A 13,344-nucleotide genomic window follows, 5' to 3' on the forward strand; every position below is an offset into this window, starting at 1 on the left:
GCATCTGCCCCACCGACCCCGCCGTACCGGCCGCCCGTTCACCCAGCAACCGATGCAGCGTGCCCAGCAGCTCATCCTCGTTGTAAGGCTTGCCCAGGTACACGTTGACGCCGATCTCCTCGGCATAGCGGCGGTGCTTGTCGGCCGTGCGCGAGGTGATCATCACCAGCGGCATATGCGCGGTGCGCGCGTCGGAGCGCACGTTGCGGGTCAGGTCGAAGCCGTCCATGTGCGGCATCTCGATGTCGACCAGCATCGCGTCCGGCATGACATCCTGCAGTTGCTTGAGCGCATCCACACCGTCGCGCGCCAGCACCACCTGGTAGCCGGCGCGGCTCAGCAGGCGCTGGGTGGCCTTGCGCACGGTCAGCGAGTCATCCACCACCATCACGGTCGGCTGCACCGCCAGGCCGCGCACCGGCTCGGTGGTGCCGTCGCTCGCCAGTTCCGCAACCGCGCCCATCCGCGCCTGCACGGCAGGCGTCTGCGGCAAGGCCTGCGGCACCGGCTGGCCGCGTTCGCGCACCAAGCGCTGCGCCAGCACCACCGGGTTGTAGATCAGCACGATCTCGCCATCGCCCAGCGTGGTCGCGCCGGCAATGCCTTCCAGGCGTGCCAGGTGCGGGCCGATATGCTTGACCACCACTTCGCGGTTGCCGACCACATCGTCAACATGCACCGCCACGCGCTCGGCGCCGCTGCGCACCAGCACCACCGGCGAATACTTGCGCCCGGCCGCGACCGCGTTGCCTTCCTCCAGCAGCGCGCCGAAGTAGAAGAACGGCACCTCGGCGCCGGCCACAGTGAGGCGGCCCTGGTTGTAGGCATCCAGCAGTGCCGGGGCGCGCAGCTGCTGGACTTGGTCGATCATGCCGCTGGGAACGGCATAGCGCCGCGCGCCCAGCGAGATCACCAGCACCTGCGTGATCGCCGTGGTCAGCGGCAGGTGCACCGTGAAGGTGGTGCCCTGCCCGGGCTTAGACTCCAGCGTGATGCGTCCGCCCAGCGCCACGGTCTCGGCGCGCACCACGTCCATGCCCACGCCGCGGCCGGCCAGCTCCGACACCGCGTCGGCGGTGGAGAAGCCCGGCGCAAAGATCAGCTCGGTCAGGCGCGCTTCGCTGGCGTCGTCGTCCGGCGCCAGCAGGCGGCGCTCGACCGCGCGCGCGCGGATGCGCTCCAGGTCCAGCCCGCCGCCGTCATCGACGAAATGCAGCACCACCTCGTTGCCTTCCTGCTGCACCTCCAGCGTCAGCGCACCAGTGGCGGCCTTGCCCGCGGCGCGGCGCGGCGCGGCGGCCTCGATGCCGTGCACCACCGCGTTGCGGATCAGGTGCTCGATCGGGCCGGCCATGCGGTCCAGCACCGAGCGGTCGATTTCCACGGTGCCGCCCTTGATCAGCAGGCGCACTTCCTTGCCGGTCTCGGCCGCGGCCTGGCGTGCCACGCGGTAGAGGCGCTCGGCCAGCGCGTCGAACTGCACCATGCGCGCCTGCATCAGCCCGCGCTGCAAGCCGCGCGTCAGGCGCGCCTGCGCCGCCAGGTCGCCGGCGGCGCGGTCAAAGCCGCGCTGCAGGTTCTGCTCGACGGTGGCCACGTCGTTGACCGACTCGGCCATCATCCGCGTCAACTCCTGGAAGCGCGTGAAGCGGTCGAACTCAAGCGGGTCGAATTCCTGCTTGTGCTGCGCGTCGGCAATGCGCGACGCCATCTGCGATTCGGCCTGGATCTCGATTTCACGCAACTGCCCGCGCAGGCGCGCGACGTTGTCGTTCAGTTCGCCCAGGTAGGCGCGCATCGCCTCCAGTTCGCTGTCCAGGCGCGCGCGCGTGGCGCCGACTTCGCCGGCTTCGTTGATCAGCGTGTCGAGCGCGCGCGCCTGCACGCGCACCAGCGCGCGTTGCGGCTCGGCGGGCACGGCCGGCGGCATCGCCACCATCACGTCTGCCGGCCCCGGCATGGCGGGCAGGCTGGCGGCGGGCACCGCCTCGACGACGGTATCCGCCTGCGGCAGCGGCGCATCGGCCTGCGCTTGCTCGGGCACCTCGGCCAGGCCATTGACCACGTCCGGATCGTCCGCGGGCAGCAGGCGGCCAGTCGGCAGCGCCTCGACATGCGCCAGGATGCGGTCGTACCAGGCATAGAGCCGCTCGAACAGCTTTGGCCCGACGGCCTGCTGCCCCTGCCCGCGCAGGCTGGCGTCGAGCAGCGTCTCCATTTCATGCGCGGCCTGGCCCAGCGCCATGGCACCCGCCATGCGCGCACTGCCCTTGAGCGTATGCAGCGCGCGCAGCACCAGGCCGCCGTGGCGCGAGTCTTCCGGGGCGGCTTCCCAGCCGCGCAGCAGCTTGCCCAGCTCGGGCAGCGTGCCTTGTGCCTCTTCCAGGAAGATCTGGACCAGCGCGGGATCCGGCGCGGCGCCCTCGTCCGCTACCGGCGCAGCGGGCGCCCGGTGCGGGGTCGGCAGCGCGATAACCACCGCGTCATGCGGCACTGCCGGCGGCTCCGGCTGGTCTTCCTGCGCGGGCGGCAACTGGCCCAGCAGCTGCGCCACCGAACCGTCCGGCTCGGCCGGCGCCTGCGGCGCGGGCACCGCCACACGCGGACGCAGCAGCGCGCGCTCGCCAAACTCAACCAGGCTGCGGCGCAGGCCGGCATCGGCATCCGGCCAGACGCCCGCGGCAAACTGGTGCAGCATGCCGCGCAGGCGCTCGACCGCCTGCTCCAGCAGGCGGAAATCGCCCGGGTGCATCGCCACCGGGTGCGAGCCCAGCTGCAGCAGCAGGGCCTCCAGCGCCTCGGCGATCTCACGCACGGGTTCCAGGCCGACGGTGGACGCACTGCCCTGGAGCGTGTGGGCAACGCGCAGCCCCAGCTCGCTCGGGCACGGATGGCCTTCATGCCGCCATTCGGAGATGTCGGTGGCGAACTGGCGCAGCAGGTCATCGGCCTCCTGCAGGTAGACGTTGTAGAGCGCCAGGCCGATGCGCACCGGCCCGATCACCTTGTAGTGGTCGTCCTCGCCCGACAGGCCGCCGGACAGGCGGAACGGGATCACATTGTCTTCGCCGTGCCCGACCGCATCGGCGCCGGTGTGACCGGCGGCGTCGACGGCCGGCCCGGGCGGCGCTTCCGCAGCCGCGCCGGGCAGTACTGGCAGTTCATCCGCGGCCTGCGCGGCGCCCGGGTCGCGCACCGCTTCGGCGGCTGCCACCAGCGGCGCGATGTCGTGCCAGGTTGCCGCATCGCGATGCAGCTGTGCCGCCCATGCCGACAACTCGGCATGGGCGCGGCGCAGCAGCGCCAGCAGCGCGGGCACCGGCTCGCGCGCTTCGGCAATCCACAGGTTCATGACCTGCTCGACCGCCCACGCCGCTTCGCCATAGCGATGCAGGCCGACCATGCGGCTGGAGCCCTTGAGCGTGTGAAAGGCGCGCCGCACGCGGCTGAGGGTATCGGCATCGTGCAGCGCCTCAACGCCCGAGCCGAGGTCGCCGGCGATGCCGCCCAGGACCTCGTCGGCTTCGTTCAGGAAGATGTCGAGCAGTTCGGCGTCCAGCGCCGACTTGTCGCCGTCAGCCGGCAGGCCTTGCGCCGCGGGCGGCGCGGCTGCGGGTGCCGCAGCCCGTGCCGGCTCGGCCAGTGCCAGTGCCAGCCTGCCGGCCGCATCATCGCTGCCGGCCAGCCAGGCATTGCATTGCATGGTGGCTTCGGCGGCCTGGCGGCGCAGCGCGGCATCGTCATCGATGGTGGCCTGGTCGGCCAGCGCCTGCAGCGCGGCACGCAGGCGCTGCACTGGCGGCGCATCGGGAACGGGGCCAGCCTGGATCGCCTCGGCCGCGGCGGCGCGCGCGGCGGCCAGCGGATGCTGCGCAGCGCGCGGCGCATCGGGCTCGCCGGCCTCGGCAAGCGTATCGGCCCGACGCACGCGGCCGAATTCCAGCGCATCGGCAAAGGCATGGACCGCGCCCAGCTCGGCTGCGACCTCGCCCAGCAGCGCGGCGCGCGCACTGGCATCAGCGAGTTCGCCCGAAACGGCCAGCCGCGCATTGACGGACTGCACCGCGGCGGCGGCCTGCGCGGCATCGTCCACCAGCGCTGCAGGCAGCGCGGCGGACGACTGCAATTGCGCCAGCGTGGCGCCAAGCGCGGCGAAGGCCTGGCAGGCATCGCGCAAGTGGCCTGCGCCTTCGGCGCGGGCCGCGTTGCGGTCGAAGCTGTCCAGCCACGATTCACCGCTGTCCAGCTGCGCCCGCAGCTGCGTCACGGCCTCGCTGCGCAGCGCCTGGGCGCGCGCCTCGTCGACCATGCCCGCAAGCCACGCGGGCGCGCTCGCGGCGGGATCGGCCAGGCATGTCGCCAGCGCCTCGCACTGCGCGGCAAAACGCGCCGCCGCCGGATGGGCGGATTGCCCGTGCACGCGCCACGGCAGCGCCAGCGCGCGCGCCAGGAACAACGCGATGCCGGCGGCGCCCAGCGCCTCGCCGCGGTGGTGCTGCCCGCCGTGCATGGCCGCCTGCGCCAGGCAGCGCTGCAGCGCCGGCTGCCCGAGCGGCTGCGCGGCTTCGGCCAGCGCGGCCAGCGCGGTTTCCCAGCCGGCCGGCTCGCCCGCGGCGGCGTGCTCGAGCCCAGCGGCGGCCTGCTGCAGGTTGCGCGTGTCGATCGGGTCGAGCCAGCCGTAATAGCGCTGGCGGAAGTCCGCATTGGCAAGCGCGTGCGCGGGGTCGAGGCGGAATGCCGCGAGCGTGCGCGCAATATCGGCACGCAACGCGGCACGCGGCTCAGCCACGCCATCTTCGTCACCGGCCCCGTCGCGGGCCAGGCCGGTGCAGACCAGCAGGAACACCGCGTCGTTGAGCAGCGCCTGCGGCACGCGCACATGGCCCTGCAGGTACTGGCGCAGCAGCAGGTTGGCGCGGCCGGCAAAGCGCTTGGCCAGCAGGTCGGAAGGCAACAGGCCAAGGCCCAGCGCGCGGAACACCAGCCCCAGCACATGCCAGACCCCGCGATCCGGATGATCCGCCGCGCGGCGCGCCTCCTGCTCATTGGCGCGCACCTCGTCCAGCGCAGCGCACAGCGGCAGCCAGGCTTCGCGCAGCAGCGCCGCGTCGGTGCACGGCGCAGGCAGGCGCAATGCCTTGAGCAAGGCCGATTCAAACTGCTGGCGCGCACGCATGACCGGCGCCGGGCCCTTCGCCGGCAGCAGCATGCCGGGCAGCATCTGCAGCTCATCGAGCCACAGGTCGGCCGGATGCACGCGCTCTTCGCCCAGGCGCGCCAGCACGCCCGCGTAGGGCTGGAACAGGCGCAGCGGCGCTTCATCGTCACCGGCCATCAGGTCGTCGACATACTCGGCCAATGCCTGCACGCCGGCGCGGAATACCGCCAGCGCCTCGGGGCCGGCGGCAACGGTGCCGGCGTCGATGGCTTCGAGCAGGCGGCGCAGGGCCTGGCAATACGGATCGGTGCCGTGCAGCCCGACGATATGCACCGCGCCGGCGGCCTGGTGCAGGTGCTGGCCGGCCAGCCGCAGCGAGGTGGTGTCGCGCGCGCCCAGCGCTTCGGGCGCCTGGCGGACCTCGTCGACATAGTGGCCAAGCTCGGCGGCGGCGTCTTCGAGCGCGCTGCGCAGGCTGGGCGCAAGCCACGCCAGCCCGGACAGGTCGCGCGCGGGGGCGCCTGGGTCGGAAACAGCAGGTGCGCTGGCGGATGGCGGCGCCGGAGCCGGCTCGGGCACGGCGCTGGCTTCAGCCGGTGCGCCGGCTGCGGCGCCATCGCGCGGGACAGGGAAATTCAGGGACATGACGGCTTCCAGTGCGGCGCCCGGAGGGCGGCCGCGGGCAACCTGCCGCAACAGGCGGCAGGCGCGGAGTTGGCATGGAGCGCGTGGCCGCTAAGCCTGGTAAGGCCGCGGTGCGCGGAAGCGGTCGCAGGCGTCATCCGGCCACTCAGGCGATCTTGAATCGCGACACGGAGTTGCGCAGCTCTTCGGTCAGCAGCGTCAGCTGGCGCACCGACTGCGCAGTCTGGCGCGTGCCGGTGGTGGTCTGCTCGGTGACCTGCAGGATGCGTTCGATATGGCGGGCCACGGTGGTGGCCAGGTCGGCCTCGTGCGAGGTGGACTGCGAGATCTGCTCGATCAGCTCGGCCAGCTGGCGCGACACGCGCCCGATCTCGACCAGTGCGGCGCCGGCGTTGTCCGACAGCCGCGCCCCTTCGACCACGCCCTGCGTGCTGCGCTCCATGGCGTGCACCGCGTCCTGGGTATCGGTCTGGATGGTGCGGATCAGCGCGCCGATCTGCTTGGTGGCCTCGCCGGAGCGTTCGGCCAGCCGCTGCACTTCTTCGGCCACCACCGAGAAGCCGCGCCCGGCCTCGCCCGCGGACGCGGCCTGAATGGCGGCGTTCAGTGCCAGCACGTTGGTCTGCTCGGTAATGTCCGAGATCAGCTCGACGATTTCACCGATCTCCTGCGACGACTCGCCCAGGCGCTTGATGCGCTTGGAGGTTTCCTGGATCTGCTCGCGGATGTCGTTCATGCCGGTGATGGCGTTCTGCACCGCCTGCTGGCCCTGCTCCGCGGCAGACAGCGAGGCACGCGCCACGTTGGCGGACTCGGCCGCGCCGCGCGACACCTGCGTGATGCGGTCGGCCATCTCCACCACCGATTCGCCGGTCTGGCGGATCTGGCGCGACTGCTCTTCGGTGGTCGACACCAGCTGGGTCGAGGTGGACTGCACCTGCCCCGAGGCCTGCGTCACCTCGCCGGCGGTCTGCTGCACCCGGCCGACCAGCTCGCGCAGTTCTTCCACGGTGTAATTGACCGAGTCGGCAATGGCGCCGGTGATGTCCTCGGTCACCGTGGCCTGGCGCGTCAGGTCGCCGTCGGCGATGTCCTGCAGTTCGTTCATCAGCTGCAGAATCGCCTTCTGGGTATTGTCGTTGTTGCGCTTTTCGTCCAGCCGGCGGGACTCGGCCTCGCGCTCGCGCGCCTCGGCTTCCAGCGCGCGCACGCGTGAGTCGCGCAGGTACAGCGCCGCCAGGCCTACCAGGCACAGCAGCGTCATGGCCGCCGACACCACGGTCGCGCCCAGCGTCACCGGGCGCACGTGCGCCGATTGCGCGTAGGCGCGCTGCAGCGCCGAGAGTTCGCCGCGCAGCGCCTCGTTGTCGTTGAAGATCTGCTGCTGCGCGCGCTTGGCGGCAATCAGGCCGGGCAGGTTCTGCAGGATTGTCTGCGTGGTCTTCTGCACCGCTTCAAAGCGCTGCGACAGCTGCTTCAGGTAGCCGCGCGTTTCTTCGTCGGCGGCCGCCGACAGGCGCAGCGCCTCGCTGCCGTTGAGCAGGCCGTCCAGCGATTCGCGGAAGGTGTTGGTGTCCTTGCCCAGCAGGAACGCGGTTTCGGGGTTGACGCCTTCGCCGGCCAGGAACTCGTTCAGGTTCTTGCCCAGGCGCTGCGTCAGCATCACCAGCTGCGCCGACGCCGCCACCTCGCGCGCGTTGGCGCCGGACTGCAGCTTGATTGCCGCGACCTGTTCGGCGGATTCCAGCAGCTCGGGGTTGGAAGCATTGAAGATCTGCAGCGTCTGGCCAATGGTGTTCAGCACCGGCTGCTGCGCCAGCACGTCGGCGGCGCTTTTCTCGGAGCGCTTCCACGATTGCATCGCGGTCTCGAGCAGCGGTTCGGCCGCGCCGGTGGTGGCGCGCACGCGCTTCTCGTCGCTGCCTTCCTGCAGCGCCTTCAGGTCGCCCGCCAGCGCGTCTTTCGACTGGCGCAGCTGCGTGAAGGCCTGCGCATTGCCCAGCAGCGCCACCGGCACCGCCTTGCCCAGGCGCTGCGAGTGCATCAGCATGTCGCCGGCGATCTCGATCTGCGCGGCGGCGTTGTTGGCGATGCGGTTGTCCAGGTACACCGAGCCCAGCAGCGCCACCAGCGACACCACCACGCCCACCGTCAGCAGCCGCTGCTGCGACGAGAACGGCATGCGCCCAAGCCAGCGCGTGACATGCTCCATTGGCGTGGCGCCCAGGCCGTCGGCGGATGGGGGTGCCGGTGCGGGTTCCGGGCCGCCGGCATAGGCCATGCCGGGCCCGCCCGCCAGGCCGGTGGCTGCTTCGGCTGCCGGCGTGCGCCGGCCCAGGCTGAATTTCTTGAAACCCATGGCACCCTCTTCCATTTAATCGTTGTCATGCCCGGCGGCTCGTGCCGGGTGCGGCAGGCAGTGGCCTGCGCGTCATTCTTGTTTCTTGTTATTGGCGGCGCGGTGGCGGGCCTCAGGCCTCAGGCCGTAACCCGTCCCACCTGCAGGAAGGCCGGCGCGTCCAGCAGCGCGCGCACGTCCAGCACCTGCCAGTCACGCCCGTCGCGGTCGGCAAAGCGTTGCCCTTCCCATGCCGGCGTGCCGGCCGGCGGCGGCGCCGCATCGCCGTGCGGCAGGCTCAGGTCGGCGGCATGGCGCAAACCCGCCACGCGCGTGGCCAGGATCGCGCAGGCGCGCTCCACCTGGCGCGACAGCACCACGATCTTGCTGCCGGGCTGCAGTGGCGTTGGCGCGCCGCCGCAGAACAGGCTGAAATCAATCACGCCTAGCAGGCTGCCGCGCGCATTGACCAGGCCGCTGTACCACGGCTGCGTCAGCGGCACCGGGCTGGGCGGGCGCATGTCGAGCACTTCGCCGGTATCGGCCAGCGGCAGCAGCCAGTTGCGCGCGCCCACCTGCAGCGCCAGGTAGCTGTCGGCCGCGGGCAGGCTGCGCGCCTCGCGCAGGCGCCGGGCCAGCATGGCCTGGTAGTCCTGCAGGCGAGTCTGGCGGGCGCGGAGGTCTTGGCGTGGCGCGTTCATCTGGCGGTCCCCGGAACAGGTGGCAGTGGCTTCCCGTACGGCCTGCGCTGGCAGCTCAGTGCGCCAGCGCGGCAATCTTGCCCAGCAGCTCTTCGCCGTCGACGGGCTTGACGATGTAGTCCGACGCGCCCTGGCGCATGCCCCAGATGCGGTCGGTGTCCAGGCCCTTGCTGGTGCACATGATCACCGGGATGTCCTTGAAGCGGTCGTCGCGCTTGATCGCGCGGGTGGCCTGGTAGCCGTTCTGGCCAGGCATCACCACGTCCATCAGGATCAGGTCGAAGCTCTCGGCCTGCAGGCGCGCGAAGGCCTGGTCGCTGTTGCTGGCAACCGAGACCTTGAAGCCGCGCTTGCCGAGCAGGTCGGACATGAACAGGGCTTCGGTGGGGGAGTCGTCGACGATCAGGATCTTGTTGATGGCAGTCATGAGGTTTTCCTTCGATTCGTACATGGCGTCGCGTGCATGCGCGTCAGGCAGGCAGCACGTGGCCCGCGGCCTGGCATGGCAGGCAGGCCTGCACGGCGTGCAGCAGCGCTTCGCGGGTAAAAGGCTTGGCAAGATGGTCGTGCGCGCCGACCAGGCGGCCGCGCGAGCGGTCGAACACGCCGTCGCGCGAGGACAGCATGATCACGGGGATGGCGTGAAAGCGCGGACTCTTCTTGATCAGGGAGCAGGTCTGGTACCCGTCCAGGCGGGGCATCAGGATGTCGCAAAAGACCAGGTCCGGGTGCAGCTCGCCCACCTTGGCGAGCGCCTCGAAGCCGTCTTCGGCCAGCACCACCTGGTATCCCGCCTGCGACAGGAAGATCTCCGCGGTGCGGCGGATGGTGCTGGAATCATCGATGACCAGCACCTTGCGGCGCGGCTGCGCCGTGGTGTCCGGAATGGAAACGCCAGGCGCCAGACCCTGGGCGCCGGCGGTATTGACCCGCTGGTTTTCTTCTGTTTGAGCGACCCGCATTGTTGTTCCCGCGACCAGCTGCCCCTTGCGGAGCGCCGGCAAGCACTAGAGAACACCCGCGCGGAGCAGCGCGACCCATGCGCGCCCCGACGGACCCCCGACAATTCTTGTTTCCCTTCCAAGGCCGGGCTGTGCCCGGCAGTGGCGGTGCGTGGAACCCGCACCTGCCTACCGTCCTCCCCACCAGCGGCAGAGGGACGGGCAGTCATTTTGCAACAGAGTGTGACAAGACGCCGGGGGGCCGTCAATCGGGGCCGGCCGCGGCCAGCCGGCGTTTTGTCGCATCGGCGCGACGCGCGCCCGGTTATTGTTGTTCTGGGGGCGTCGCCTCAGATGGCGACCATCTCGAAATCTTCCTTGCGCGCACCGCATTCCGGGCAGGTCCAGTTGATCGGCACGTCTTCCCACCGGGTTCCGGGGGCGATGCCGTCTTCCGGCGCGCCTGCGGCTTCATCGTAGATCCAGCCGCAGATCAGGCACATCCAAGTCTTGTATTCCATAACAGGCTCTGGCCACTCTCCATTAAAATCCAGCGCAGATGGTACCGAAACCGTGCCGCCGACGCCAGCCGGCGGCCGCCAGAATCGTGCCAGATCCGCCGTGTTCGCGCATGTTAGCGCCCTGTTAGCGCCTGATTGGCCGGCAATTGCAGCGAATTTCCGCTGTTTTTGCCGCATGTCAACGATAAGTCCCGGGCCGCCGCACACGATCCCTGCAGTCCTTGTCTTCACCTCAACGCCATGTCCCGTAATCAGCAGCTCTTCGACCGCGCCCAGCAGACCATTCCCGGGGGCGTCAACTCACCCGTGCGCGCCTTCCGCTCGGTGGGCGGCACGCCGCGCTTCATCACGCGTGCCGAAGGCGCCTATATGTGGGACGCCGACGGGCAGCGCTATATTGACTACATCGGCTCCTGGGGCCCGATGATCGTGGGCCACGCCCACCCCGAAGTGGTGCGTGCGGTACAGGAAACCGCCGCGCACAGCTTCTCGTTCGGCGCCCCGACCGAGGCCGAGATCACCATGGCCGAGGAAATCTGCAAGCTGGTGCCGTCGATCGAGCAGGTGCGGCTGGTCTCCTCCGGCACCGAAGCCACCATGAGCGCACTGCGGCTGGCGCGCGGCTTCACCGGGCGCGACCTGATCATCAAGTTCGAAGGCTGCTACCACGGCCACGCCGACAGCCTGCTGGTCAAGGCCGGCTCCGGCCTGCTGACCTTTGCCGACACCACCCAGAACGCGCCGTCGTCGGCCGGCGTACCGGCCGACGTGACGCGCCACACCATGGTGCTGGAGTACAACAACGTCGAGCAGCTGGAACAGGCCTTCGCCAGGCATGCCGGCGAGATCGCCGCGGTGATCGTCGAGCCGGTGGCCGGCAACATGAACCTGGTGCGCGCCAGCGATGCCTTCCTGAAGGCCATGCGCGAGCTTTGCACCCGCGACGGCGCAGTGCTGATCCTGGACGAGGTCATGACCGGCTTCCGCGTGGCGCTGGGCGGCGCGCAGGCGCACTACGGCATCCGGCCCGACCTGACCTGCCTGGGCAAGGTGATCGGCGGCGGCATGCCGGCGGCGGCCTTCGGCGGGCGCCGCGACATCATGGCCAGGCTGGCGCCGCTGGGCGGCGTCTACCAGGCCGGCACGCTGTCGGGCAACCCGCTGGCGGTGGCCGCGGGCCTGGCCACGCTCAAGCTGATCCAGGCACCCGGCTTCTATGACCGCCTGGCCACCCAGACCCGCAAGCTGGCCGACGGCCTGGCCGAGGCCGCCAAGGCTGCGGGCGTGCCGTTCGCGGCGGACGCCATCGGCGGCATGTTCGGGATCTACTTCCGCGAGGGCGTGCCGGGCAGCTTCGCCGAAGTGACCAGGAGCGACACCGCGCGCTTCAACCGCTTCTTCCACGCCATGCTGGATCACGGCGTCTACCTGGCGCCGTCGGCCTTCGAGGCCGGCTTTGTCTCGGCGCAGCATGACGACGCCATCCTGGCGGCCACGCTCGAGGCCGCGCGCAAGGCGTTCGCGGCGGGCTGAGGCCTTGCCACGCAGGCGGCGCACCAGTGCGCCGCCTGCACCTCTGGCGACAAGGGCGGTGCGCTACACTTGGGTTTTCGTCCAACCCGCGGAGTCTCCGATGCGCGCTTCTTCGTCCCCCTCCTTGCCCGGCAGCTCGCCGATGCCGGTCTTGCGCTGGCTGCTGCTGGCGGTCATGGCCAGCCTGCTGTCCGCCTGCGGCTACAACGACTTCCAGGCCAAGGATGAGGCGGTCAAGGCAGCCTGGGGCGAAGTCATCAACCAGTACCAGCGCCGCGCCGACCTGATCCCGAACCTGGTCAACACGGTCAAGGGCTACGCCACGCACGAGCGTGAGACCCTCGAGGCCGTGACCAAGGCACGCGCCGCCGCCACCAGCATCCAGGTCTCGCCCGAGACCCTGAACGACCCCGAAGCCTTCAAGCGCTTCCAGCAGGCCCAGGGCGAGCTGTCCAGCGCGCTGTCGCGCCTGCTGGCGGTGTCCGAGAACTACCCGCAACTGAAGGCCGACGCCTCGTTCCGCGACCTGCAATCGCAGCTCGAGGGTACCGAGAACCGCATCACCGTGGCCCGCCAGCGCTATATCGCCGCCGTGCAGCAGTACAACGTGCTGGCGCGCAGCTTCCCGACCAACCTGACGGCGATGATCTTCAAGTACCCGGTCAAGCCGTCGTTCACGGTGGACAACGAGAAAGCCATCTCCACGCCGCCCGCAGTCAAGTTCTGAGGCGGGCCACACCATGGGCCACACCCTGCGCTCGCCCTGGCGGCACGCCTGGCTGGCGGCCGCCCTGCTCTGGCTGGCGGCATTGCTGGCCGGCCCGGCGCTGGCGGCAGACGGCTTCGTCGCGGTGCCGCCGCTGACCCAGCGCGTGACTGATCTGACCGGCACGCTGACGCCGCAGCAGCGCGGCGCGCTCGAGAACGTGCTGGCGGAATACGAGCAGCAGCGCGGCAGCCAGATCTTCGTGCTGATGGTGCCCACCACCGATCCAGAGCCGATCGATGCCTACAGCATCCGCGTGGCCGACGCCTGGCGCGCCGGGCGCAAGGGCATCGACGACGGCGTGATCGTGCTGATCGCCAAGGACAACCCGCCCGGGCTGCGCAAGATGCGGCTGGAGGTCGGGCGCGGCGTGCAAGGGTCTCTGACCGATGCCATGTCCAAGCGCATCCTGCAGGACGTGATGGCCCCGCACTTCCGCCAGAACGACTTCTACGGCGGGCTGGCGGCGGGGATCTCGGCGATCCAGGCCACCATCGACAAGGAAGGCCTGGCGGCACCGCAGCGCAGGGCGCAGCAATCGTCCGCGCTGGCCGAGTGGCTGCCGGCACTGCTGCCGCTGGCGATCATCGTGTTCTTCCTCCTCAGTGCCATCCTGCGCCGGCGCGGGCCGCAGATCGTCACCACCCGGCGCGGACGCGACATGATCGCCGGCGGCCTCGGCGGACTGGGTGGCTACACCATGGGGCAGGACTGGGGCCGCCGCGGCGGCTGGGGTGGTGG

At 70.5% G+C, this 13,344-nt stretch carries 9 protein-coding genes; 3 read left to right on the forward strand and 6 right to left on the reverse strand.

Annotation, left to right across the window (positions count from 1 at the left end; genetic code table 11):
- From AC3WRI_RS32065 to AC3WRI_RS32090, 6 genes are all read right to left on the reverse strand, one after another.
- A partial coding sequence (locus AC3WRI_RS32065; protein ID WP_492294898.1) for a hybrid sensor histidine kinase/response regulator occupies positions 1 to 5,803 on the reverse strand: 5,803 nt, incomplete at its 3' end.
- Positions 5,804 to 5,948: 145 nt separating this feature from the next.
- Positions 5,949 to 8,162 carry a methyl-accepting chemotaxis protein gene (locus tag AC3WRI_RS32070; RefSeq protein ID WP_492294900.1) on the reverse strand — a complete coding sequence of 738 codons (2,214 nt, stop codon included), beginning with the start codon at positions 8,160 to 8,162 and terminating at the stop codon, positions 5,949 to 5,951.
- Positions 8,163 to 8,281: 119 nt separating this feature from the next.
- The gene (locus AC3WRI_RS32075; protein WP_011614670.1) at positions 8,282 to 8,842 is read right to left on the reverse strand and encodes a chemotaxis protein CheW; all 561 of its coding nucleotides are present in this window, start codon (positions 8,840 to 8,842) and stop codon (positions 8,282 to 8,284) included.
- 55 nt (positions 8,843 to 8,897) lie between these two features.
- On the reverse strand, positions 8,898 to 9,269 hold the full coding sequence (locus AC3WRI_RS32080) for a response regulator (RefSeq protein WP_010813015.1): 372 nt from the start codon (positions 9,267 to 9,269) through the stop codon (positions 8,898 to 8,900).
- A gap of 43 nt (positions 9,270 to 9,312) precedes the next feature.
- Complete coding sequence (locus AC3WRI_RS32085; RefSeq protein WP_010813016.1) at positions 9,313 to 9,804, reverse strand: response regulator; 492 nt, start codon at positions 9,802 to 9,804, stop codon at positions 9,313 to 9,315.
- Positions 9,805 to 10,133: 329 nt separating this feature from the next.
- Positions 10,134 to 10,304 (reverse strand): rubredoxin, encoded by a 171-nt coding sequence (locus AC3WRI_RS32090; protein WP_010813017.1) that lies wholly within the window; start codon positions 10,302 to 10,304, stop codon positions 10,134 to 10,136.
- Positions 10,305 to 10,544: 240 nt separating this feature from the next.
- Between AC3WRI_RS32090 and hemL the strand changes: the two genes are divergently transcribed.
- From hemL to AC3WRI_RS32105, 3 genes are all read left to right on the forward strand, one after another.
- Positions 10,545 to 11,837 carry a glutamate-1-semialdehyde 2,1-aminomutase gene (gene hemL / locus AC3WRI_RS32095; RefSeq protein ID WP_439668621.1) on the forward strand — a complete coding sequence of 431 codons (1,293 nt, stop codon included), beginning with the start codon at positions 10,545 to 10,547 and terminating at the stop codon, positions 11,835 to 11,837.
- A 100-nt stretch (positions 11,838 to 11,937) separates the two neighbouring features.
- Positions 11,938 to 12,564, forward strand: a complete 627-nt coding sequence (locus tag AC3WRI_RS32100; protein WP_011614669.1) for a LemA family protein — start codon at positions 11,938 to 11,940, stop codon at positions 12,562 to 12,564.
- Between the two features lie 13 nt (positions 12,565 to 12,577).
- Positions 12,578 to 13,344 (forward strand): TPM domain-containing protein (locus tag AC3WRI_RS32105; RefSeq protein WP_492294902.1); only part of this gene is annotated, 767 nt, incomplete at its 3' end.

This window comes from Cupriavidus sp. FW305-27 (assembly GCF_058787995.1).

What these genes read in the sequence shown, in the direction of transcription:
- AC3WRI_RS32070 (WP_492294900.1), bottom strand. Translation starts at nt 8,162, where the DNA reads ATGGGTTTCAAGAAATTCAGCCTGGGCCGGCGCACGCCGGCAGCCGAA.
- AC3WRI_RS32075 (WP_011614670.1), bottom strand. Translation starts at nt 8,842, where the DNA reads ATGAACGCGCCACGCCAAGACCTCCGCGCCCGCCAGACTCGCCTGCAG.
- AC3WRI_RS32080 (WP_010813015.1), bottom strand. Translation starts at nt 9,269, where the DNA reads ATGACTGCCATCAACAAGATCCTGATCGTCGACGACTCCCCCACCGAA.
- AC3WRI_RS32085 (WP_010813016.1), bottom strand. Translation starts at nt 9,804, where the DNA reads ATGCGGGTCGCTCAAACAGAAGAAAACCAGCGGGTCAATACCGCCGGC.
- AC3WRI_RS32090 (WP_010813017.1), bottom strand. Translation starts at nt 10,304, where the DNA reads ATGGAATACAAGACTTGGATGTGCCTGATCTGCGGCTGGATCTACGAT.
- hemL (WP_439668621.1), top strand. Translation starts at nt 10,545, where the DNA reads ATGTCCCGTAATCAGCAGCTCTTCGACCGCGCCCAGCAGACCATTCCC.
- AC3WRI_RS32100 (WP_011614669.1), top strand. Translation starts at nt 11,938, where the DNA reads ATGCGCGCTTCTTCGTCCCCCTCCTTGCCCGGCAGCTCGCCGATGCCG.